General features: G+C 49.0%; 19 protein-coding genes. 7 read left to right on the top strand and 12 right to left on the bottom strand.

What is annotated here, in order from left to right:
* The first annotated feature begins 71 nt into the window (after positions 1 to 71).
* Entirely contained in the window at positions 72 to 818 is a 747-nt protein-coding gene (locus tag DXY04_RS04100; RefSeq protein WP_170951324.1) for a sulfotransferase, read from the top strand.
* On the opposite strand, the gene DXY04_RS04105 is transcribed toward DXY04_RS04100, so the two are convergent.
* The 9 genes from DXY04_RS04105 to DXY04_RS11760 form a co-directional block, all read right to left on the bottom strand.
* Positions 799 to 1605, bottom strand: a complete 807-nt coding sequence (locus DXY04_RS04105) for a sulfatase-like hydrolase/transferase (RefSeq protein WP_170951325.1) — start codon at positions 1603 to 1605, stop codon at positions 799 to 801. The two genes, DXY04_RS04100 and DXY04_RS04105, sit on opposite strands and share 20 nt — an antisense overlap.
* 36 nt (positions 1606 to 1641) lie before the next feature.
* Complete coding sequence (locus DXY04_RS04110) at positions 1642 to 3021, bottom strand: DUF2142 domain-containing protein (protein WP_170951326.1); 1380 nt, start codon at positions 3019 to 3021, stop codon at positions 1642 to 1644.
* Positions 3018 to 3359, bottom strand: a complete 342-nt coding sequence (locus tag DXY04_RS04115; protein WP_115161086.1) for an EamA family transporter — start codon at positions 3357 to 3359, stop codon at positions 3018 to 3020. Before DXY04_RS04115 ends, DXY04_RS04110 begins: the two co-directional genes overlap by 4 nt.
* Before the next feature lie 4 nt (positions 3360 to 3363).
* A complete protein-coding gene (locus tag DXY04_RS04120; protein WP_198409842.1) occupies positions 3364 to 4335 on the bottom strand; it encodes a glycosyltransferase family 2 protein in 972 nt (323 codons plus the stop codon).
* Complete coding sequence (locus DXY04_RS04125; protein WP_115161088.1) at positions 4332 to 5513, bottom strand: exo-alpha-sialidase; 1182 nt, start codon at positions 5511 to 5513, stop codon at positions 4332 to 4334. The genes DXY04_RS04120 and DXY04_RS04125 overlap by 4 nt, the downstream gene beginning before the upstream one ends.
* Positions 5513 to 6535, bottom strand: a complete 1023-nt coding sequence (locus tag DXY04_RS04130; RefSeq protein WP_115161089.1) for a glycosyltransferase family 4 protein — start codon at positions 6533 to 6535, stop codon at positions 5513 to 5515. The genes DXY04_RS04125 and DXY04_RS04130 overlap by 1 nt, the downstream gene beginning before the upstream one ends.
* Positions 6532 to 8064 carry a glycosyltransferase family 4 protein gene (locus DXY04_RS12040; RefSeq protein ID WP_115161090.1) on the bottom strand — a complete coding sequence of 511 codons (1533 nt, stop codon included), beginning with the start codon at positions 8062 to 8064 and terminating at the stop codon, positions 6532 to 6534. Before DXY04_RS12040 ends, DXY04_RS04130 begins: the two co-directional genes overlap by 4 nt.
* A gap of 67 nt (positions 8065 to 8131) precedes the next feature.
* Positions 8132 to 9205, bottom strand: a complete 1074-nt coding sequence (locus DXY04_RS04140; RefSeq protein WP_115161091.1) for a tetratricopeptide repeat protein — start codon at positions 9203 to 9205, stop codon at positions 8132 to 8134.
* A gap of 34 nt (positions 9206 to 9239) precedes the next feature.
* Positions 9240 to 10967 carry a M48 family metallopeptidase gene (locus DXY04_RS11760; protein ID WP_136975363.1) on the bottom strand — a complete coding sequence of 576 codons (1728 nt, stop codon included), beginning with the start codon at positions 10965 to 10967 and terminating at the stop codon, positions 9240 to 9242.
* 44 nt (positions 10968 to 11011) lie between these two features.
* On the opposite strand from DXY04_RS11760, the gene DXY04_RS04145 reads away from it, so the two are divergent.
* From DXY04_RS04145 to DXY04_RS04155, 3 genes are all read left to right on the top strand, one after another.
* Positions 11012 to 12202, top strand: a complete 1191-nt coding sequence (locus DXY04_RS04145; protein ID WP_136975364.1) for a glycosyltransferase — start codon at positions 11012 to 11014, stop codon at positions 12200 to 12202.
* A gap of 93 nt (positions 12203 to 12295) precedes the next feature.
* Positions 12296 to 12556: a hypothetical protein gene (locus DXY04_RS04150; protein WP_115161093.1), complete on the top strand. Its 261-nt coding sequence runs from the start codon at positions 12296 to 12298 to the stop codon at positions 12554 to 12556.
* Between the two features lie 296 nt (positions 12557 to 12852).
* Complete coding sequence (locus DXY04_RS04155) at positions 12853 to 13956, top strand: hypothetical protein (RefSeq protein WP_115161094.1); 1104 nt, start codon at positions 12853 to 12855, stop codon at positions 13954 to 13956.
* Between the two features lie 1315 nt (positions 13957 to 15271).
* On the opposite strand, the gene DXY04_RS04160 is transcribed toward DXY04_RS04155, so the two are convergent.
* Together DXY04_RS04160 and DXY04_RS04165 are read right to left on the bottom strand one after the other, a co-directional pair.
* A complete protein-coding gene (locus DXY04_RS04160) occupies positions 15272 to 18253 on the bottom strand; it encodes an ABC transporter transmembrane domain-containing protein (protein ID WP_115161095.1) in 2982 nt (993 codons plus the stop codon).
* 16 nt (positions 18254 to 18269) lie between these two features.
* Positions 18270 to 19046, bottom strand: a complete 777-nt coding sequence (locus DXY04_RS04165) for a peptidylprolyl isomerase (RefSeq protein WP_115161096.1) — start codon at positions 19044 to 19046, stop codon at positions 18270 to 18272.
* A gap of 34 nt (positions 19047 to 19080) precedes the next feature.
* On the opposite strand from DXY04_RS04165, the gene DXY04_RS11765 reads away from it, so the two are divergent.
* Positions 19081 to 19737 carry a methyltransferase domain-containing protein gene (locus tag DXY04_RS11765; RefSeq protein WP_136975365.1) on the top strand — a complete coding sequence of 219 codons (657 nt, stop codon included), beginning with the start codon at positions 19081 to 19083 and terminating at the stop codon, positions 19735 to 19737.
* Positions 19738 to 19741: 4 nt separating this feature from the next.
* On the opposite strand, the gene DXY04_RS04170 is transcribed toward DXY04_RS11765, so the two are convergent.
* Positions 19742 to 20902 (bottom strand): HlyD family secretion protein, encoded by a 1161-nt coding sequence (locus DXY04_RS04170; RefSeq protein ID WP_170951328.1) that lies wholly within the window; start codon positions 20900 to 20902, stop codon positions 19742 to 19744.
* A 216-nt stretch (positions 20903 to 21118) separates the two neighbouring features.
* Between DXY04_RS04170 and DXY04_RS11770 the strand changes: the two genes are divergently transcribed.
* Positions 21119 to 22096, top strand: a complete 978-nt coding sequence (locus DXY04_RS11770; protein ID WP_136975366.1) for a hypothetical protein — start codon at positions 21119 to 21121, stop codon at positions 22094 to 22096.
* A gap of 410 nt (positions 22097 to 22506) precedes the next feature.
* On the top strand, positions 22507 to 23649 hold the full coding sequence (locus DXY04_RS04175) for a glycosyltransferase family 4 protein (protein ID WP_115161098.1): 1143 nt from the start codon (positions 22507 to 22509) through the stop codon (positions 23647 to 23649).
* Positions 23650 to 23814: the final 165 nt, after the last annotated feature.

The raw sequence follows: 23814 nt of genomic DNA on the forward strand, positions 1-23814 counted from the left end.
GCTTTTGATTCCTTATGAAAGGTACCCTACGTCAGCTTCGGGCAAAATTGGGTTGGCGCCACCCAAGGCCCTTGCCTCATTTCCTTGTCATTGGGACGCAAAAGGGAGGCACCACAACCCTCCATCACCTCCTTTCTCAACATCCAGGCATTTTTTTGCCTGAGGTGAAGGAAGTGCATTACTTCAGTCAGCACTTTCATCAGAGCCGCCAATGGTATGCAGATCATTACCAACTCGCTAAGCCTGGTCAGATGCGCGGCGACATCACGCCTTTTTATATGTTTCATCAGGCTGTGCCTGAACGGATTCGATCAGTCCTACCCAATGTGAACCTGATCGCTCTTCTGCGTGACCCTGTTGAACGCACTCTCTCTCAATATTTTCATGCACGTCGTCATGGTTATGAACAATTGGACCTCGTGCCAGCTTTGGCGGCGGAGGAAAATCGCATGTCCGGAGCCAATGCAGTGGTGAGTTCAGCTGACGGATTTCATTACAGTTATCAAAAGCATTCTTATGTCAGTCGGAGTCGCTACGAGCTACAGCTCATACGCTATCGGCAGTTTTTTCCCAAACATCAATTGCACGTACTGCGGAGTGAAGATCTCTTTGCACATACCGATGCTTGTTGGGATGGCTTGTTGAGGTTCATCTCGGTGGCCCCGATGCCCCTGCCAGCCAGTCTTCCCCACTCCAACTCTGGCAAGGGTGAGGCAGCCTCTGTGCCGTTATCGCTTCGGCGCGATCTGCGTCAGGAGTTGGCAGCGACTTACAAGTGGGTAGAGCGTGAATACGGCATTACTTGGCCCGAGCCCTGACTGGTTCACCACGAACGCGCATCAGTAATGGAACGGTGAGCGTTGCCCAGTGGCTGATGCCGTGTTCCCAGAGCCCGTCTTCTCCCCAGCAGTCGCCGTGATCAGCACAGAGGATTACCGTCTCGTTGGCAAACCGGTTCAACAAGCGCTCTAGTTCTTGATCCACCCATTCCAGGCAGGCTCGCTGTTGGCGGCGAGAGTGCCGCCTTGAGTTATTCGGACTGTCAAAGGGCACACAGGGTGATGGTTCCCTGGGCCAGTCGGCGTCTTCGTGCCAATACGGCACATGGGTTTCTCCCACGTTGAGAAAGACAAATGCTGGATCACTGGCTGTGAGTATTTCCAGTTGTTGATCGATCCATTCCAGCTGCTGGCGCAGGCTCCAGGTGTTTCCTGGATAAAAAAAAGCATCAAACGGTTGACTCAGCACTGCTCCTGTTTCGGTGCCGGGGTCGAACCAACCCACTGCGCCGGTCCCGATCGTGCGATAGCCAAGCCGTCGGAATCCTTCAATCACGTTTGGACCACTGAGCTGGATGCCGTCGGCGTCATTGCCTGAAAAACCGGCGTTAGCCATCCGCATCAACTTGCCGGCCTTGGGGTTGAGCCATGGCTGTCGGGAGTGGGTTAGCCCAGGAGTAAACCCCATCCAGATTGCTGCATGACTGCCGTAAGTGAAATAACTGGGTGCTTGAGCTTTGTGGACGGGGCCCACCTGACTGAGGTGAGGTGTGCGTGCTCGTTGAAATGTGTCGAAGCGACAGGAATCCAGGGTGATGAGCAGCACATGCTCAGGCCGAGCGCTGGTATGGGTTTTGGGCATTTAGAGCACGCGCAGGGTTAGCGCTGTACTTACCATCAACATCACGCTCCCGGATACGTAAGACAGCACCAAGCTTGGCAGGCGTTGCTGTTGTTTCTGGGGTGGGGCTACTGCCATGGCCACCATCAGGGCTGGTACGAGGAAATAGCGTCCTTGCACGCCTTCGATCAGCAGGGCATTGGCTGGATCCGGGGTCCAGGCCACCAGAAGCAGTAGGAAAACACTCATTGCACTGAGCATGGCCATCCCTACCAAAAGCCATCGCGTTTGCTCAAGGAGCATTCGCCAAGTCCGTTGGCTTATCCAGTTCAAAGTGAGGACTGTGAATATTGCAAGCATCAGGCCCAGCATCTGGTAGGCCTTGGAAGGCTCAAGAGGGAGATGCAGCCAGCCCAGCACACCGATAAATGAGCGAAAGTAGAAGTTCTGGAGTTCGTGGTTGGTGAGGGTCCGCAAAACCAGGGCAATTAGTTCGCCGGGATGGGAAAGAGAATGAATTGCGGTCTGGACTGTGTCAGTGCTCAGTTCTGCGCGGCGTAGGTCAACGGTGTTGCGGCTCACGCTGGCCACCCAGTTCAGCACTGTGGAGAGGCAAGCCAGACTGGTGAACCAGGCCCAGACTGACTTGATTTTGCGGGCCGAGAGGAAAAGCAGGATCAGCAGTGGCCAGAGATGTAGACGAGCCGGCACGACGATCAGGATGCTGGACACCAGGCAGACGTGGATGATTGGCCGGTGACGAGGCTGAGCTTCTGGCAGGGACTGATAAAGGCTTATCGCTAGCATTGCCAAGCCGGTGCTGAATCCATCGAGAGCAGCCGAGGCCAGCTGAAACAAGCTCATCGGAAGCGTCAGAAGTGCCAACTGCAGGGGGTTCGGTGTGACCAATAGGAAGGCCGCAAATAGAACGGCGGCACTTGTGGTTAATGACACCAACCTTGCGAGCGCGTAAGCCGTTGCCATAGGCAAGTGCAGTGCTCGAGCGCTAAATAGGGCGAGGCCCTGGGGCAAGTAGGCAATAGGGGGGTAAACGGCGGCACCTGGGGCCGAGATAGATATCGGCTTCGCAGATTCCGAAAGGCTGGTGTTGCCGGCCGCCACTAGTTCAGCGGTGGTTGGTGGTGGGCCAGGAGATCGCCCGACGGCAACACGATTGCTCTCACGGTGAACGTTGATGTATTTGGCTAGTGCGGGGTCTACCCAGGCTGCGGTTGATCTCCCTGCAGGGGTGTGCATCCTCCATTCACCCGAGATCAGGGTGTAAGCCCGAACCAGATGAGCATGTTCATCTGGTGAAAGCAGAGGGGGGGTTGTTCCGCCGATCAGCAAGCCGCTGACTACCAGCAGCCCACAAAAAATCGCAGCGAAGGTCCGTTTCAACTGCGAACAGCGATGGTGACTCCGGTCACAATCATCGTTACCCCGAGCCAGTAAGTCGCTTGCAGCCGTTCCCCCAGGAGTACTGCACTCAGCAGCGGCACAATCACGAAGGCCAGTGCCATCCAGGGATAGATTTTGGAAAGAGGTCCCTGCTGCAAGGTCCAGATCCAGCCGAAGGTGGTGACTCCATAGAGCAGAAGGGCTGAAAGCAGCCACAGGAGAGTGCGGGGGTGCAGATAGCTACCGCTTAATGTCTGGGAATTGGCGGTGCATTTGAACAGCAATTGCCCGGCCGCGATTCCACAAACGCAGAGCAGGGCAGCGAGGTAGGTGGGCATTGGTTTAAGAGTGTTTCTGCAGGCGGGGTGCGAGGGTGCGTCGCGGGTAGTTGCTTACATCGAAGCTGAGAAATGCCAGTAGGCATTGTGTTGCGATGATCAGAGTTGTGCTGGCGATGACCACGGTGCCGCTGGTGCGTGGGATGCCGGTGTGGATTGAGGCTGCCCAGTTCAAGCTGGTGAACACCAGACCTGCGACCATCAAGATGGAACCGAGGAGCAACTCCAGTGATGCTGGATAAAAGCTTCTCAAGAAGTAGGTATAAAAAAGTCTGCGGACCGTCGTGCGCAGGTGGCGGAACAAAAAGGGCAGGAGTACCACCAGTGGTCTGAGGCTGCTGGATTCGTTGCCGTATCGGGCTGGGTGGGGTAGTTCTTCAACAACAGCGCCCAGCAGATACAGGCGGGCGAGCAGGTCGGTTTCAAAAAAATATCGCTGACTCAATCGCTCTTGCACCAGCAAAGTGGCAATTCGACTCTCGATGGCGATGAAGCCATTGGTGGGATCAAACAGCTGCCAGTAACCTGTTGAGGCTTTCGCGAGAAAGGAGAGAGCAGCATTCCCGAACAATCGGAGTGGTGGCATGGTATTTAGGCCCTGCAGTCCATGAAACCGATTTCCTTTCACATAATCGGCCCGTCCGGCTTGGATTGGTGCCACAAGGGCTCCTATCAGGGTTGGATCCATCTGCCCATCGCCATCAAGCTTGACGATTAGATCCGCATCGTCAGCTAGGGCTGCACGCATGCCAGTTAGTACTGCCCCTCCTACACCGGTGTTACGGGGATGCAGCAGCACCTGTACACGTGGATCAGAGCAGTGTTCTTGCACGATCGCGCCGGAGCCTTGGGGGCAGGCGTCATCCACAACGTAGATCTTATGCACTTCAGTGCCGATGCCGGCTAGTACAGCCAGGATCTGATCCGCAACCCTGTAAGCCGGAATCACCACCGCCAGTAAGTCGTGTGTGCTCACTGGAGGATGCCGAGAATTTGCTCTTCCATTAGGTGGAGATAACGGATCGCCTGACGGCCCGCCCATGAGTACGCAATGTGTAGTTCGCCTGGTAGCCCTTCCACGATCGAGGGATAGGCGAGCTGACCGTTAAGAAACCAGTTGGCGTCACCAGCAAAGCCATCGCCATGGTCAAGATCGCGCACCCAAGGCCAGGTGTCACCGTCGTCATCGCTGAGGGCGACGCTTAGGGGCCAACGGGTGCGAGGCCAGAAGGCTTCTCCCCAGGTCTCTTCACTTGCTGGTTCGCTTTGCAGATTGAAGCGGTTGAAGATCATGGCCAGGCGGCCAGACCGCAGGCGAAGGGCCTGGATTGAACTGTTGTTGTTGGGCAGGGGGATGGGTTCTGGTGGGCTCCAGTGCTTGCCATCGATGCTGCCGGTGGAGCGATAGATGCAGTCGGCCTGACGGCTGCGAAAGAACTGAAGCAATTGGTTGCCATCGGCTGAGAGCACCAAAGATCCATGCACCCTGCCGGTGCTCTGGGGAATGGGAATCACTTCATCAGTCGGGCTTCCGTCGGCGTTGAGCAGCAGAAGCTCGGAGTGGTCATGGCCAAAGGCGCCGCCGGCTTCCAAGCTGCGATAGATCGGCAATAGCCAGCGGCCATCCTCAAGCTGATGGGGCGGGTGCCTGCAGAAGGCAGGTATGTCAAGCAGATCCTGAGCGGTGCTCCAACGTCCTCCTCGTTGTGCTCGTTGCTGGCGCCGCAGGACGGCGGTCCACTGCATGGAAAAGGGGCTTCCATCTTCAGACGCTTCGTCTTGTTTGCGCACCCGCTGAGCGGTGTGGATTAGCTGCAGCCTGGATGTACCAGTTTCCGACTTGCTTACGAATAACAGTGGGTTTTGTTCGGAGCGCTCACCATCCTGAGAAATTGATCGGGGGCGGCTCCAGCGGCGGCCGCCACGGCGCAGGGTAGAAAGCACAATACGCATCCCAGCTGTTCCTTCTTGGCCACCGGCCATCCACACACAACCGAGCTGATCTTGTGAGAGCCAGCAGAGTTGGGGGGCATGATTTTGGGGGCCTGCGGGTTCAAGCACCGCCCAGGTGCCGAGTTGCATCGGGCTCTGCACCAGCTGACCCAGGTGCAGCCTGCGGTTTAGGTCGAGGGCGTGGGCGGCTGGCGAAAACATCAGACCGGCAACTGCGACTCCCAACGAAGCAACGCCTGCTCCACACTCTTAACCATCGCGGGCCATGAATAGAGCTGCCGCACTTGATCGGATAGGGCCTGGAGTTGGTTCACGACGGTTTGGGGCCGCTCCTGCACTGCGTGGATCAGAGCCTCTGTTCCATCGAGAAATCCCTGCCAGTCTCCATAGCCCACTTCCCATCCCACCCCTTGAGTGCTTGCCATGGTCAGGAGTTCCCGGCCCCCGAGGCCTGAATAGCCAATTAAGGCACAGCCGCAGGCGGCGGCTTCGGCAAGAGGAAGGCCGAAGCCTTCCGGATGCCCGAAGGAAAGAAATCCAATACTATTTTGCAATTTTCGGGCGACTTCGACCTGGGGCAAGCCTTGGATTGGCTCCAGGCTCCAACCTGCAAACCAGGGTTGTGAATGCAGTAGAGCGGCGACTATTGCCGCATCGCGGCTGTTTTTGCGTGGCATGAAAGAGAGCACACGCTTTTTATTGCTCACACCAGGTCGGAATACATCGGTTTCGATCGCATTGATTAAACGGCTCACTCGGTGCGAACCCAATCTGAAACCTTGCTTTAACAACTGTTCATCGTGTTGCGAGACGCAAACCACGTGGGCAAGATCAGAGTGGCTGTACAGCTTCAATACTGCTTCAGCAGTGTCGGGGAAACCATCGCCGTCTTTAAGGCCGAAGCTGTAAGACCCGTTCTGATTAAAGATCAGTTTCGGGAGGCCGGGCTTATAGCGATGCAAGGCTGGTATGAAGGTTTCGGGCAGCACCACCATGTCCTTGCGCGGATCCAGATCAGATCGTTGGTGCCAGTCAGTCAAAGAAATAGTATTAACTTTGCTTTTAAACCACCCTGGATGAAAGTCGGCTCTTTCCTGAATTAGGGTCGACTGTCGCCCGCAGCTCATCAAGGCTTCTGCAAAGCGGTGCATCTGTTTTGCACCACCGATTGGTTTTTGGATATCGGGATGCAGGGCTAGCCAGTAGCGGCGAGGGGTGGTCATGATGAAGTGACCTTTGCAAAACCATGCTTCAGCAGCCAGCCCATGGTTTCGGGTAGACGCTCGGCCTCCTTAACAGCCCAGCAGTGCTCGGGGAGGTTAAGCAACCTGTTGAGGCTGGCGGTTCCAAGGCTTTGAAGTTGCTTGAAGACCTTTTGGATCAATTCAGGAGGAGGCAACTCTTTTCGATAAATTTGCACCATCGCCAACTGCAAGTGTTTTTGCAGTTCTGTGATCTCGCCGCATGGCTTGATAGGTGTATGAAAGTTGATCTTGCGGCTTGGCCATGCTGCGAATATTTGAGTCAACGGAGGGATTGGGTGATGGCTGGCTAATGGTGCGAGTGCTGGATCGGCCTTGGCATCTTGTCGTCTCTTCTGTAGATCATCCATCAGTTCGCTATAGCGGTGGAGGACCACTGACCAGTCGTAATGCATTTTTGCCCGTTGCTCACCTAGGCAACCCATCGCGACAGCCATCTCCGGGGATTTGGCGAGACGAGCGAGAGCTGAACCAGCGGCAGCAGCATCAACACTGATTTGGCCACTGATTCGAGTGCTGACAGGATCTAGTGAAGTGTCTTCATAAGCCAGTTGTTGAATTTTTAAATCGTCCCAGCCGGGTTCGAAGGATTGGGTAGAGACGCGAAAGCCCGTGCGTCCATCCACAACGGTGTCGCGATATCCATTCCAGTCGCTTACTACCACAGGCAGGCGAGACGCCATTGCTTCGATGGGTGTGAGCCCGAAAGTTTCTTGCAGACAGTCCACCAAGCTCAGAAAGCTGTCGCTAGCAGCCCTAGCAAGAGCACCAAGACTGATGTCATGGCCATTGAGAAGGCGAACTTCTACATTTGGGCAAATCGCAGCAGCAGCTTCAAGTAGTGCCGGAGGAATCGTGGGCATTACGGCTGTGCCGTACATGAGTAGTACCCACGGCCGCTGCGGGTGTGCCGCAGCTGCATGGGCTAGGGCACGGAAGGTTGCTCCATGGTGGGCCTTGCAATGCATCTCAAGTCGGCCAGTCCAGAGCACTACAGCTGCATCCGTTGGCAACTGAAGACGTTGCCGAGCCTCTTTGCGGCTACACACAGGCCGGAATTCATCGGTGTGAATACCAAGCGGAATTACAGGCAGTTGGGGCCGGCTTGGAGTAGGAAAACCACGAATTTGTAATAATTCACCGCTGTGTTGCCATATAGCTTCTAAAGCTGAACGGGCGGCTCGGCTGGTGCATATCAGTGCGTCCCAGGTGTGTAGCTGTGCTTGGGGGAGCCTCATGAGACATCGAAGAGCTGCAGGTGTGCTCAGCGTGTGTGTAATCCCGATTAGGCTGAAGTTTCGAGGGTCGTTCCAGTGCCGTTCAGAGGCATAAGGAAAAAGGTTGGGGTCTCCTGTAAATAATCCTTCCCAAATGGGTTGTCCTTCTCGCAATATTTGGGAATTAACCCCAGGTCTGAGGAGTTGAAGCTTCTTTTTACCGTGACAACTCAGTGCATCGACGAAGCTTTTGCTCGCGATATGTCTACCCATCTTGCGAACGGTTGTGTCTTCATGTATGAGTGCAAGCCGAGCAGCGAGTTGTCGAGTCACGAGACTTTCAGGTAAAGCGGCCAGGAGCGCGTTGGTCTAAATTGATTTGAAAAGGACTGCTGCTTGTTTTTGGCGCTCCTTCAGGGAATAAGGTGTTCTGAACTTGTTTGAGCTGTGGATGGTCGGGTTGGCGCTGAGCAAGTAACTCAAGCCAATGAATTGCAAGGCACTGATCACCACGCATGGCTGCAAGATTTGCGAGATTCAACGCTACGGCACCTTCCATGCTTCCTAGTCCATGGGCGATTAACAGAGCTGTTTCTGCATCGCCAAAGAGTTGTAATCGGATGTAGGCTTCCCCAGCCACTTCGTATATTGGAGCCTGAATTCCTAGCTTCTCATGTAAAAGACTGCAGTCACGTATTACCTGCTGTGGGTCTGAGTCAATAGTTTGTCGAGCAAGTGCAAGAGTTTCGTGTAGTTCCTGGTCGCGTGCCCTGTCTGGCAGGTCTGTTGGTTTTAGTCCACCAGGTTGTGGGCCTTTTTGTTGTGTAGATAAACTACCAGCAAGAGCTACCTCTTCATCACTAAAAGCGGCCATTAAAGGATCTATGAAACGATTTTCTGTATCATTAGAATTTAAGCTTTCGGATGCTGAATCTTTTGGGGCGCAATCAACTAAATTTTTCTGAAAAATAAGGCGATTGAGATTAGCTTTTGCGTCTTCGTAATTTGGATTTTCTTCTATCAAGGCCTTTAGAATAGACTCCGCTTCTTCGAAAGACTGCTGGTCAATCAGCAGATTCGCAAAGTTATTGAGAAGAAAGGCATTATTGGAGTTATCTTTTAAAGCTGCGCGGAAAACATTCTCTGCATCTTTTAGGCGACCGAGGCGTCGGAGAACTGCCCCATGCATTGAGGCAAAGTTTGCATCACCTTTAAGGGAAGGAGATAGACCATCGCACCAAAGTATGCAATCGGGGTAACGTCCGAGTTGGAAGAGTGCGGCAGCGACTATGTTTGCGGTCTTGGGATCAGCTGCAGGAGTGATCTCCTCATTTTGAGCACGATCAAGGATGGTCTGAAACTGTTTTTTTTCAAAAAGTGCGATGAGTTTTGCCTGGAAGTTGGTAGAAGACATGGGGAATAAGTGGTGGCGGATGAGAAAGAATTAATTAAGCAGCGATCGTCGCTTTGAGTTGAGATTTCAGCCAGTTTGGTGCCTCATTTAAAGCAGATTCCCAGCTTCCATTTTGGTCTTGGTAGTAGGCGTCTACTGACGGATACCAATAGCAGCCTTTGTAGATATTTGGATCAATCCAGCGCCAATCACTCTGCTGGCTTACGAGGCACAGTGTGGGTACTCCGAGGCCACCTGCACCATGTACGGTTGTATTCGCAATGCTGATTACTGCATCCATTGCAGCGACTTGGTTAAGCCATCCATCCATATCACGCAGCGGATCAATAGCGTTGTCATGAAGAATTTCAATACCCGTTGCTTTTTTATATCGCTCGAGGTGTGGACCATCGTCGCCGTATTGGAGGCTCACAAACTTGCAATCTGACCGTTCGAGTAGAGGGGTCATTTGCTTGAGAGTCAATGATTTCAAGGCTATTCGATTTGCCTTTCCACCTCCCTGCCAGCTGATACCCACTAAAGGACGTCCGTCGCTGTAGCGCTGACGAAGCTGAGCTGTTTGAACTGGGTCGGCTTTTAGAATTGGACTACGTGGACCGTAGTCATCCAGTTTGTGGAACCGATATTGACAGATAGATCCCAATGGAGATTGAAAATCAAAGTCAGTTGCTTTCAAATGACCTTGTTTGAGGTCATTTGAAGTTAATACTGTTATGTTTGGCAAACTTCGCTTATACATGCTGACAAGTCGATCACCTGGAAAAAGTGTTATTTGAGCACCTTCCTGCTGTAATCGGGGGATGAGAGTTGCGAACATCATCGAATCACCGATGCCTTGTTCGCCCAGAAGTAGCAAGTTTTTCTCTGCTAAGGATTCACCTCGCCAGAAGTGAATTTCTGAACAACTGTATGGTTTTTTAAGCGAGCGTTGCCAGCGTTGTGGGCCTTCTGCAGCAACTTGAAGTCCATGTTCGTATAGGCGCCATCCTTCCTTAAAACGACCCTTTTTCAAAAGTTTTATACTTAGGTTCCAGCTGAGGGTATTCCAAGCACTGTGGAAAGAGTCTTTGAGTCTGAGATGTTTTTTGTCAGGCTTTGAGAAGAACTGATGAGTATCTTCGATTAGCTGTTCTCTACTGGCTATAGCTCGATCAAGCTGATCGACCTGTAGCCAGAGTTCTGTCAAAAGCATGCCTGCGCGGCAGGGATCACCACTATCCACTTGTTGTCGCACTTCGCTTTCAACCAGTTGCACAAATGCATCAAGATCTTGCGGCTTGAACCTTGCGTCACGTTTAGAAGTGAGAGCTAAAATGGTTTCTACTAGAGGAATCAGCAGACGTTGCCGTTCTTCTTTATTGTTGCTTTTATGGTATTGATTTTTGATCGTTGCATAGGCAAGATGCACATGCCCTAGATCTCGGAGGCATGTTGCCAGACTGATGCGAGAGTCTATGAATTCTGGCTTGAGAGTTAGAGCTTTACGGTAATTTCCGATAGCAAGGGTTAAGGCATTGGCATCTAAATGACAATTGCCAAGATTGTTCCAAAGTCCAGGTTCGTTTGGATATAGAACTATTCCTCTCTTGAGGCAAGCAATTGATTGCTTGGTTTTTTTCTCTGAACGAAGTATAGAAGATGCGTTAAGAAAGGCAACTAGTGGAGGTTGCTCCTCCCTTAGGACTTTCTCGTATAGTTGGAGTGCTCCTGGTAGATCCCCTTGTTCATGCAGCTCCAGTGCCGCTTTGAGCTGCTCTTCCATGCGCCCGTCTCAGTCTAGAGGACCTTGAAGTTATCACTCCTTAAGTGCAGGCGTCCGTGATGAAAGCGAAAATACTTATCCTGCACCACAATTTTCCAGCTCAGTTTCGGTTCATTGCACTTGATCTTGCTTCTGCAGGTCACGAGGTCATTTTCTTAAGCGAGAGGAACCTTATTGGAGACCTACCGGGCATACGCCAAATTACGGTATCAAGCAATAAAACACGTTCCAACAATAGCCTGGAGGGGCAGTTGGATTGCTCTTCTCGCTTTAGGAGTGCAATGCAAGAGATTCGAGATGGGGGGTGGTATCCGGACGTTGTTATTAGCCACAGTGGTTGGGGTTGTGGACTAGACGTCAGCTGGGTATTTCCAAAATCGTTGCGAATTAGCTACCTTGAATGGTGGTTTGCAAATGATGCTGTTGACTATACTTTTGACCCTGGGAATCCCTGGTGGGATTACAGCCCTGAAAAATGCCTAAAACTTCGACAACGAAATCTGAGTTTAGCGCTCGAGCTCAGCGAGGCAGATCACATTGTGGTGCCAACCCGCTGGCAGCGTTCTCAGCTCCCAACGGCATTAGCACAGCGTTGTGTCGTGATTCACGAGGGAGTGGACACTGATTTTTTTGTGATGAATCCCGCCTGGCGTCCTAAGGGCCGTCTTCGTCTTACGTACGCAACCCGAGGTATGGAGCCGATGCGCGGATTTCCCCAATTCGTTGAGGCTCTTCCTCATGTTTTCGATCTTTTCCCCAAATTAGAAGTGGTCATAGCAGGTGAGGATCGGGTGGCATATGGGGCTAACTCACCTGATGAAGGGAGCTTTGGCCGTTGGGCCCAGCGTCTTTTGAGGCCTTGGCTGGAAAACGGAAGGGTTCGTTTTGTTGGTCCGCTTGGAACAAAGTCTTATGCACGACTGCTCAAGAGCAGCCACGTGCACTGCTACCTCACACGCCCATTCGTCGTCAGTTGGAGCCTGCTTGATGCGATGGCAAGTGGATGTTGCCTTGTGGCTAGCGATCTAGAAGCCGTACGTGAGATGGCTGATTCACAGGCCACGATATGGGTCGATCACCGCATCCAACAGCAGTTGATACAGGGTTTGAGCCATGCTTTGTCCATCGGATCTGAGGAGCGGATTGCTCGTGGCAGAAGTCAGAGACGGCAAGCGGTGGAGTCCTGGAGAAGGAGCTTGTCGCTCCAGAGCTGGCGGGGTCTGTTGGGGATCTGACACAACAAACGCCGAAATCGCTTGTCACAACAGCTCTGAGTCTTTATTCTCTGCCTGTGTCATTTCGAGGGCTCTGCCCTTCTCCTGAACTTCATGGCCTACTACGGCATTCCTTCAGCTGGGCAAACGCTTACAGCCACCAATGGCAACGACAAAGTTGACATCAGAAAGCTTGGCGGAACCCTCGTAACTGCTCAGTCCGTCTACGGCGCGGAAGGCAACGACATCATTTTCTGGGTGCTGTTGGTGAAACCGCCACAGCGTCGGCGACCGTCATTGTTCCCACCGTCACCTTCGCTGCAGGTGGTACCGGATCTACCATTTCTGGTGACTACGCTGTTTCTGGATCTGTAGTCCTTTCTGGATCTTCTGCGCAGTACATCAGATCTGGTTCTACGACTCTCTCCGCTGCTGGTACAGGCGGAACATTCAACGTTCAAATCTCCGGTGTCATCACATCGGATAAGGGCGCACGAACCGTCAACGCAGCCCTCTTCCAGGCCAACGCTGGCAACGACTCCATTGCACTTGGCTCGACAATCACCCGCGTTTCCGCCACTACCTTTGCAGGTGGTGCTGGTAACGACCTGATTGGTACCTTCAACAACATCAATGATGTTTGGACTGGCGTCTCGCAGAGCGCTATTTTTGTGGGTGTCAACTTCGAGGGTGGTAACGGCAATGACACCATCTCTCTGAGTGGTAATGCCGTTTATTCAGCGCTCAACGTCAATGCCAACCAAGGTAATGACCTCGTCGCGATGAATGGCGTCAGCGGCATGACTAAGTCAGTCGTTGGTCTTGGCGCAGGTGCAGATACCCTGTCTGGAGGATTTGTCACCATCGACTCCGCCACAATTGCTGGTGGTAAAGGTGCTGACACAATCACCCTTTCTGCCACGACTTTCGATAACTCCATCATTGGTGGCGACCGTGGTAACGCCGTAAATATCGATGGTGATGGAAACGACTCCATCTACATCGAGGGCGGCACGAACTTCACCGCAGGTAGCATCTACGGTGGTGGCGGTAACGACACTGTCACATTCTCTGCGGCGGCTATGACCGCAAGCGTCGTCAGCCTTAACCAAGGCAAAGACGTATTCACCCTCAACAGTGGTGCTCTCGTCTCTGACTCCACTATCGGTCTTGGCAATCAGGGTGACTCCTTCTCCGTTATTGATAGCGGTATGATCCTGTCTTCCAGGATCAACCTTGGAAAGGGCCTCGACAGCATCTACTTCGGTGGTACCGACGTTGGTTCTGGTGATTTCGCTAACACCACTATTTACGGTGGCGCTGGCGCTGACTGGCTCATCGGCTCTGCAACTCTGAGTGGTGGAGCAACAGTTGATCCTGTTCTTGAGTACAAAGCCAACACTGAGTCAACCCTCAGTGCGTTTGACACCATTGCCGTTGGAGCTACCGATGCTTCTTCCGGTACTTACGTCTTCCGCTACGAGCCAGGTGCATCACAAGCTGCTTTCTCAGCTGCTGGTCTGACCGGTACAAATGGCGTTGTTGTCTTCTCTAGCAACTTCGCTACCGATGTCACTGCTCGTGTTGAGGCAATCGCTGCCAACACCTCTGCTGGTGATGCCGCTGCTTTCCTCGATGGATCCAGCAATGCATACCTCTTCGTCAAAGGTTCTACCGACAACCTCGTCGTTCAGGTTGGTACTGCAGCAGTCTCCTCTGTGGCCACTTTGAACATCAACGCATCGAAGAACTTCAACCTTACAATTCAAGGTTGATAATTCATCTTCATTAGTTGAATACAAGCCCCTGGAAACAGGGGCTTTTTTTTGTGCAAATTCTATCCAATGTGTGCTTTGTGCACAAAATTGTCTTTTGCAGGCGTTTGTCGAGTCAGTGTGTCAGCAGCTGATCTAATAGGTATAAAAAGTGCTTTTGTCTTTTCCAGCAACTTCTCTACCGATCTCACTGTCTTTTTGAGGCTGTTTCTATTCCAATACCTCTGCTGGTGGTGCTCTTGCTTTCCTCGATGGAGTCAGCAGTGCATACCTCTTCGTTAAAGGTCTACCGACACCTCGTCGTTCAGATTGCTACTGCAGTAGTCTCGTCTGTGACCACTTTGAACATCAACGCATCGAAGAACTTCTACCTTACAATTCAAGGTTGATAATCCATCTTCATTAGTTGAATACAAGCCCCTGGAAACAGGGGCTTTTTTTGTGCAAATTCTATCCAATGTGTGCTTTGTGCACAAAATTGTCTTTTGCAGGCGTTTGTCGAGTCAGTGTGTCAGCAGCTGATCTAATAGGTATAAAAAGTGCTTTTGTCTTTTCCAGCAACTTCTCTACCGATCTCACTGTCTTTTTGAGGCTATTTCTGTTCCAATACCTCTGCTGGTGATACTGCTGCTCTCCTTGATGGATGAACAACGCATCCCTCTATCTAAAGGGTTTCACCGAGATCTAGTCGTACAGGTTGCTACTGCAACGGCTCCCGTTTGCTATTTTAAATATCAGCGTATTAAAGAATATTAAACTTTTAATCAAGGCCGAGAATCAAGCTAAATAACCTAAGTACTAAGTACAGGCACCTAAAACCAAGGCTTCTTTTATTACGCTAAATCTTCTCAATTTTTTATTGTCGTGGGAATATTCTCGGTGTTGATTCATTTAAAGAGGTAATTGCCAGAACGTCTGATTGGTCATGGCGTTTGACGTGATTCTTGTTATATATCATATAATGTTCTGACTTCTTTAGGCTCAAGTAGCACACCAAGCATGTCAATCAAAATGTGCTTTGAAAATATGATCGTAGATTATTTAATTGCCATATCAATTGGTAATCCGTATTCTTTGCGATAAAAATCTTGTAACATACCCTTGATACTTGACACGTTTTTGCTATAAATATGTACTTAATTTAATAATTGCTTTATCACGTCTCGCCTTGCTATAGATATATACAATTTAATTGTCACTGGATACTTTGTGAAAAATTTTATGCAATTTACTGTTAGATCCATGCAAACTTCTTTGATTTTTTTTATACACAAATAATTCGATGTGTATTCCGTATGTCTGCACCATACACCATTTAGTTTGATGATTCTTGTTGGCGGTATAAGGATGCATAACGACCCTTTGAATCCATAAGATCTTGGTGGCAACCTTGCTCTTCAAGTCGACCCTGATGCATAACCAAAATCAAATCACTGCTGCGAATTGTTGATAGTCGGTGAGTTATAAAGAAGACAGTTCTTTTTTTAGCCCAAGCTTGGAGGTTCAGGCATAGTTGTCGTTCAGTATCGTAATCTAAAGCGCTTGTTGCTTCATCCATGACAAGCATCTGCGGATTGCTCAGAATAGTACGAGCAATGGCTATGCGTTGGCGTTGACCACCTGATAGATTAGATCCTTTTTCCGCTAGAGATGTGGCGTATCCTTGACTGAGAGACATAATAAAGTCATGAGCACAAGCAATTTTTGCAGCCTCAATAATAGATTCGGTGGTCGCCTGTTGATCGTTGAGAGCAATATTTTCGGCAACAGTTCCCTCAAATAAAAGCGAATCTTGGGGGACAATTCCAACTTGACGCCTTAGACTGCTCAGATCAACCTTTCCAATATCATAGTCGTCAATAAAAATTCGACCTCTTGCAGGTTCGTACAGCCTAGGAAGTAGTTTCATCAATGTACTCTTGCCGCTACCACTTTGACCTACAATGCCAACAAAACTTCCTGATGGAATATTGACATTGACATCCTTAAGTTGATAAGGTCCTGAAGAGCCAAAACGGAAATTTATTCCTTCAAAACGTACATCTCCTTTCACTGAAGGAAGTGCGATTTGTCCAATTTCGTCTGATTTGTTGAGTTCCGGGTTTTGGTCGATGATATCACTCAAGCGTTCCATAGACAGTTGTACACCTTGGAATCCTTGATACAAACCTGCTAATTGAAGAATGGGCCCAGTCACATTTCCGGAAATTATCCGGAATGCAATTAGTTGTCCCAGTGTGAATTCTCCCTTTAGGACAAGCCACATGCCAATCCAAAGTATGAGCAAGCCGCTTACTTGATTCAGGAAATTACCTATTTCGCCTGCAGTAGCTCCAAGAGAGGCGCTTTTAAAGCCCTCGCTTACAAAATGTCTGTATCGATCCTGCCATTTCCAGCGGGCGGTTAATTCAAAATGTTGGGCTTTTACAGTCTGAATACCCCCAATTACCTCGATTAGGTGGCTTTGTGTTCTGGCTGACGCTACTGCACGTTTGCGTATTAACGACTTATAAATTGGAGCTACGCCTAATACCAAAAGGAGATACAAAGGCAATGTGGATAACGCAACTACGCTAAGAAGTGGGGAATAAATAAACATCACCGCCAAGTATACCAAGGCAAAAACAATATTAAGTACTGAAATCAATGCAGTACCTGTTAGGAAGCTGCGAATGGTATTAAGTTCACCAAGTCTTTGACTTAATTCTCCAACTGGTCTGCGCTCAAAGTAAGATAGTGGTAATGCAAGTAACCGATCGATAACTGCACTTCCCAGCGTTAGATCCATTCGATCGGTGGTGTCGACAAAAATGTATGTGCGAAGTGCCTGTAGTATTCCTTGGAAAAGTGCCATCACCAACATGGCAGTCCCTAACACATTTAAGCTGCTGAGATTACCCTGGCTTAAAACTTTATCTATAATTTGCTGTAGTAGAAGTGGTATAGCTAATCCGAACATCTGGGCTAGTAAGGAAGCTACAAATACCAGGCATAAGGCCTTTTTGTACTTTTTTAATAGAGGCGTAAACCAGCTCCATCCGAAGCGGCTTGTTGGTGTTGTTGCAACACGCCTAGGAAGTACAAAGTTAAAATCCGTCTCCAATCTTGGTATTAATTTTTGGACGCTTATTTTTTGGATACCATGATGTGGGTGACCAATGATTACATCTCTTTTTTCTATTCCGTAGAACACTACCGGTATGTCATCTAAAAAGAAGATTGCAGGAGCTTCAATGCTATTTATATGTATTGAATTTGTTTTAGCGATTTGACTTGTCATCCCAAGTAATTCACACAAGCCTCCTATTAATTGCAGGGATAAACCTTTATCGCGTTTAAATTGATTATCAAGTACTTTTGATATGTTGTCTCTTCTAAAAGGTACTTGTTGTGCCAGTGCCATCATTTCACAGACAGCTAAGGCTTCGCGTTTTGCTCCTTTTCCTCGTACTAATGGGTGACGAGCTTCGTCATGGAGTTGGTCATCTTCGAGTATTCCCAGTTGTTCAAGATCAGTTTGAGGATTGTTGATTTCATTCACTTCTAGGTTTGATACGTTCTTTTCAAGAACTGGCTTCGGCATTTCTCCGTCCGGTAAAGCTATTACACGATATGGCAATAAGAAGCCGGTTCGTCTCGGTAGTTTTTCAGATGATGCCAATAGTGCCTTTCCTACTGGTACGCCGGGCACATCAGGTGTGCTCAAATACCATGTCCAGCCGGACGGTAGCTCTTCAAGATTCTCTAGTGAATTATCAACGGATAGACTCGCTGTCTTACTTTGTCCAACCCGTTCCAATAGGTCATCGCGCCAGGCAGCACACCTTTTGGGATTTAGCTCAACAGCCGCAACGGCAACGGTATAGGACTCATGCTTATTGCTTAGGTTATAGAAATGCTGAGCGAATGCAGGAATTTCATGTATGAACCGCACAAATGCAACTGCTGGTAAAGCCAGCACCACAACATCAGTGCTTGCTTGAACAAGTTCTGTTGGTTCACCTCTCATCAGGCTGCTCCAACCAATTAGCTGTCCGGCACCTCTTTTATCAAGGGTGAATGGCCCTTCTCGTCCTTCACTAGAGCCTATTAGCCGTACGGTTCCTGAAAGGACGAGGTAGATGTGAGAGTTGAGTTCATCAGGCCGTATTAAGCGATCTCCTGGGCTGTAGAGGAGTCGCTTCCCAGACTGAACCCACTGGGTCAGTTCTGCTGTTTTCAAGTGAGAGAACGGTGGTTGGCCCGCTAACTGGTCTCTGAGCTTGGCCTGCCAGTTCAAAGTGGAGTTCTCCTTCAAGGTGCTTTCCCGCTTCCTAGGACTCTGGCCACACTAGGTTAGCCTCGATGTAGTCAACCACTGTGTCAATCCAAAGTCGAAATTGCTCGGCCAGCAGCATTTCTACAGTAGCTTCGTCCAACTGGCTGTTGTGATATTCGACCAATTCAACAAGGCAAAATACTTTCCCTAATCGTATCGGTTGCATAATTTCCCCTTGTTTTAAATGTTCAAGGACGGGTGCTAGGCCGAAAGGTATCGAACCAAGGGGTTGCAAAGGAATGAATCCACCTTGATTTCTCTCAGGGCCTTCACCAAAGCTTCGCGCAGCTTCATCAAAACTTGTTTCCTTGGCCTTTATTCGGTGATATATCTCTGAAGCAAGAGATTTATTCTTAATCCTGATAATTCTACAACTTGCTCGGGTGAGATGGCTCTTGCTGTTAAGGAATAAAGAGTCGACATTATGTCCCCATTGTTCTCGGCACCAAATCTTTGCCGCTGGTGTTACTCGAAGCTTCGCACGCAGTGTGTCTTTGCTTAAGTAAAGACCTTCTAAAGACTTTTTTTCTTCCCACTTCTTTTCTAGATCATTCAGTTGTTGCTGTTCATCTTGAGGTTGCCAGCTAGCTTCCAGGGAGGCTTGTTCACGCACCCAATAGCAGAGTGTCGCTCTCCAAAGCCCAGCCTTTTGCAGAAGAGTTCTGGCTGACACTGTTTGGCTAATCAGCAGCGCGCTTCGCTCTGCTTTGAGCCAGGTCTTTGGGTCTGGCTCTGTAGGTGTTTTGAGGGGAAGGCCTGCATTTGGTTTCATGTATGAAATGATGACGTCTTACATCCTTATGTCCATGTCGATGTCCAAGCCCATTTCTGATCAGCAATTGGCGTTGAACCGGTCACTTCACGAAATGAATCCTGCTTTTGGTAACCGTGAGCAAGCTGCTGGAGTGGCCGCCAGACTTCCACTGGCTCTGCTGCGTATGCATCAGATTGGGCTCTGTTCCTCTGTGCTCGACTACGGCACTGGAAAGGGGCTGTTGACAGAACGGTTGCGTCGTGAATTACCAGAAAGCATCAGAGTAACAGGCTACGATCCAGCTGTGGAGAAGTGGTCTTCAAGGCCGGACCAGCCCCATGACATATTAACTTGTTTGGATGTTTTAGAGCATGTCGATATTGACACAATAGATACAACTCTAAAAGACATTCAATATCTGACTAATTTGATTTGTTATGTGGTTGTAGATTTGCAGCCAGCTGTAAAGCAGCTCTCTGACGGACGAAATGCTCATATTCTTCTAGCGCCAGCTGAATGGTGGGTATCAAGATTTAGCCAGCTCTTTCCTTGTGTTGCAGCTTTTCCAATTAAACATAAAACCGGTCAGTATCAAAAAATAGTTATAGCCTGTACAAAGGACTCTGCTCATGTGCCTCATATGTATTCTTTTTTAAATAAACTAAATGTTTATAACTTGTCAATGAAGGGTGGTTCTCTTAAGTCTTGATTGTTTATTGTTGCCTGATGCTTCGGATGCTTTCGGTCTGATCAACAAACATATCAGAAATAAGACTTATTAATCGTTTATCTCTCAGCTTCATATTCGCTGTAATTGCCATGCCACTACGAAGTGGTACTTTTATTCCCTCACGCTCTAAGTATGGTTTTTCGATTTCGAGTTTGACAGGGTAGCGATAGAAGTTTGCTTTTTGGTCCGGAGGTAATGCGTCGGCACCTATCTGGCTAACATCAGCTTTAATTTCACCATATTGTGTGAAAGGAAAGGCATCAATCCTAACCTGAGCTTTTTGGCCAGTCTTAACAAATCCTATGTCCTTGTTTTGCACAAAAACCTTTCCCCTTAACCCCTTTTGGGGGATGATTGTAACGATAGTATCGCCTGCTGCAATTACGCCTGAAACCCTTGCTTTTGGTTCAAAAATGATTCCTGAAGCTGGTGCCAACACGTTTTGGTATTGAAGTTGAAGCTCAGCTTGCTTCAGCTTATTTTTGTATTGTCCTATTGATTTTTCAGCCTCCAGCTTCGACTGATTCTTATCAAGCTGTACTTTTGAGAGTTCACTCTCCAATTCGTAAAGCTGATCTAATTGGCGAAGGTACTGTACCTTTTGAAAGCCTCCGATTTTTACAAGTTCGTACAACTCATTGGTAATCTGGGTGCTTGTATCTACCTTTTTTTCCAGTACTGATTCTCTACTGTTGAGGATGTTAAGTTTGGTTTCAAGCTCGGATATTTCAAGTTCTATTAGTTTTTCATACGTAGTCAAGTTAGCATTGGCTTCTTGCGTATCAAAGCGAACAAGGAGTTGCCCTTCCTTTACAAGTTGGCCGTCTTTAAAGTGCACGCTTGCTACTTTTCCCCCCGCCGGAGTTTTTACATCTACGCTTCCTTCAAGTGATTCGAGCTGTCCAGTGACAGTTACCACCTCATCAATACGGAAAAGTATCCCCGCCATCGTTGCGGCAACTCCTAAGCTTATCATGATCGTGGCAAGACTTTGCGCCCAAACCGGAGTTTGTCGCAATACTAAGGAGCGATTCCTTGCTAGCCAGCGCTCCGCCGAGTCGGAAATGACTCCCTTTGTGTCCCGAGCCCGATCGCTTTGATTACCGCTGTTGTCGTTTTGCATTGGCTCAGTTTCTTTAACCATCATTGCATCTGGGGATACGTTTAATCATAGTTAAGAGTCTATGGCTCCAACTAACTTATCAAGTCTTCAGACCTCTACGCTGAAATTTTACGAGTGACTAACAGGCGTAACACCCAATTGCTTGTACTGACCAGTCTTCACGGAGGTTCTGGCGACAAGACCAAGACCCTTTCAACCATAGGAGGTGTTGGGTCTGCTCGACTCCATCTGCAGCCAATGGTTCATGAAGCTATTGATCTTGGCTTAAAGCCGAAGCTCTTATCAGTCGATATTGATCGTCCTTCAATTCTCAGAGAGCTTGGCGACCCACATCTTTGTGTTATCGGTAAAATCAATCACTTCGATGATTCCAGAGTTTCTGGTTTTGCTATGGCCATACTTTCTGCTGTTGCTTGTCTTAAATCTAAAAATGTGAAATTAGCTCTTATGTATTGTGATCATCTTGCCCCTCTCCAATGTCCTCGCGGCATGCTCTATCGCAATCTTTTGGCACTTTCTGATCAGGTAATTGTTCCTTGCCAGGCTATGGCTGATCGTGCTCGGAGATTCTTGTCAAGTTCAACAACAATTACAATTATAGAGGATCCATGGCAGGTACGTTTGCAGCAATACAATGTCCCTGAGATTGGCTCTCCACTGCATATTGGGTGGTTTGGAAATGCAAATAATATTCTATTTCTTTCTGAAAATATTGGTCGTTTAATGCGTACGATTACTGCCGCTTCTGCGGTTGTCTTTACAGTCCTTACCAATAAAACTGGCCTGGATTTAGCAAGAGAAGCGTTTAATAAATCATTGCCTAATGCGCTGGTACCTTGGAAACTGAATCTTGTTCTATGGGATGACTCGCGCCAGCCTAATCAGCTTGAGCAGATTCTGGGCGCTGCCCATGTTATCTGGCTGCCCTCAAATCCCCAAAGTCCTATCAAAGGCGGAGTAAGTCATAATCGCTTGGTTGATTCTGTTCGCTCCGGTTCGATTGTTGTAGCGAGTGAAATGCAAAGTTATTGTGAGCTTAGACAGCTCGCGCTGTTGGGCCCAGATCAAGGAATATTAATAAATAATCTATTGCCAGAGTATGGCCGAATCGCTCAAAAGCATGAATCCTTAAGATCTAAATTGCTTGCAAGATTTTCTCCACAAATTAATGCCAAGCGATGGTCAAATCTCCTATATGATATTTTTTACACATAGCCAGCTGAAACGTTTTAGCTCTTTGCGGAATTTTAGTTTAATTTGCCAAACCTGCTCAATTTTCATAATCTTTTGTGCAAATTTATCAGGTTAAATGCTACTTCGCTCTTTCCATGATCGCCTGTGATGACTTGAATCGTCCTTGCGATTGAGCCCGATTTTCATTTTTTATTCCTTTTATCTTGTAAGCTATCATTCGAGTATAGACCTTAAGCAATGCTTTTATCGAAATACCCAGCTTATAAGCGAATTCCTTGCATTATCGCTTTTTTTAAAGTCATCGAAAATTCTTGCAAATTTGTGTTGTCAGGTTGATTATTCTATATAGTGATACATTGCTGTGAGGTTTTTCAGATCATGTGCTTGGCTCCAATTCGCATAATGCAAGTTAATTTATTCTCGCAATTGCAATGATAGAACAGCTACTACGTGAGTGGCCTCCTGGATATGGCGGCGTTGAGCGAGTGTCCCACGAACTAGCAGTTGTCTGTAGTGGAGCTGTTTATAGTCTTGATGTGCAGTGCTACAGCAGCGTTGACCACGACCCACTTTGCGTCCGCTATCCCCGGAGGCGTTTGCCAAGGATCAAGATATTCGGTCGTTTGTATTTGCCAGTGCCTTCTCAGGAGCTATTGGATCTCTTGCTGTCAAGGCTTCCACTCCATGGTCATCTCCCTTCCCCTGGGGTGCTCTTGGTGCTGCTCTTGGCCCGTTTGATACGTCCTTGGAGGCCAGTAACGGCTCATTGGCATTGTTTCTTGGTAACTGATAACAACTTTTCTGGTTGTTTATTCTCGCTTTATCAATGGCTGGCACTGAGAATTCTGCCTTGGTTTACTGCTGTTGTCACTACTTCACCTCGCTTAGCTCAGGAACTCCAACGGTGCGGCTGTTCATCAAACAGGATTTTTGTTCTTCCTTGTTGTCTCAATCAACACCAGGAGCTGAAGGCACTGGCTTTGCCCCCGCCTGAAATCCGAACAGGCGATCCTTTGCGTTTATTATTTATTGGTCGTTTAGATAGCTACAAGCGTGTTGATTGGTTAATTGAGTCGGTTGTAAAGCTGAAGACCCCATTTCAGCTGTTGATAGTGGGAGATGGGCCAAAACGTACTTATTTCGAACAACTAGCTCAGCGTTCATTCTCACATCCGTCCCCAGTACAATTTCTGGGACGATTGTCCGAAGCTGCAAAATTTGAACAAATTGCTGCCTCTGATCTCTTAGTTTTGCCAGCGAGTTCTAGCAACGAGGCGTTCGGTATTGTTCAGCTTGAGGCTATGTCTGCTGCTCGGATTGCCTTGGCTTTAGACCATCCGCGATCGGGTATGGCCTGGGTCTCGAGCCTTCCCGGTCTAACTTGGTCTCAGTCTCGTGAGGGTTTGACGGAGGTTCTACAGAGATTGGCGGATCAGCCTGCTCTGCGACGACAATTGTGCGTGCAGTCTCGCCAACGCTATTGCGAACTTTTTGCACGTCGAGTGTGGATGCAGGAGTTTCAACGCTTCCGCGATCATTTGCAAGGGGGTATGGTCGATCACTCAGTTCAGTGAAGGCCCCTTGGTCGTTGAGATGGTTCAGCCCTCCACCTTGCAGGACCGACCTCCTGTTCTTGAACTCGAGAATGTCTGCCTTGACATTCCAGTTCTCACGACTGAAACACGCTCCCTTAAGTCGACTCTGATCAGGTCTGTAACTGGAGGCCGACTCTGTCGTAG

Origin of the sequence: Synechococcus sp. UW86 (genome assembly GCF_900474085.1) — a bacterium.
Classification (GTDB): domain Bacteria; phylum Cyanobacteriota; class Cyanobacteriia; order PCC-6307; family Cyanobiaceae; genus Parasynechococcus.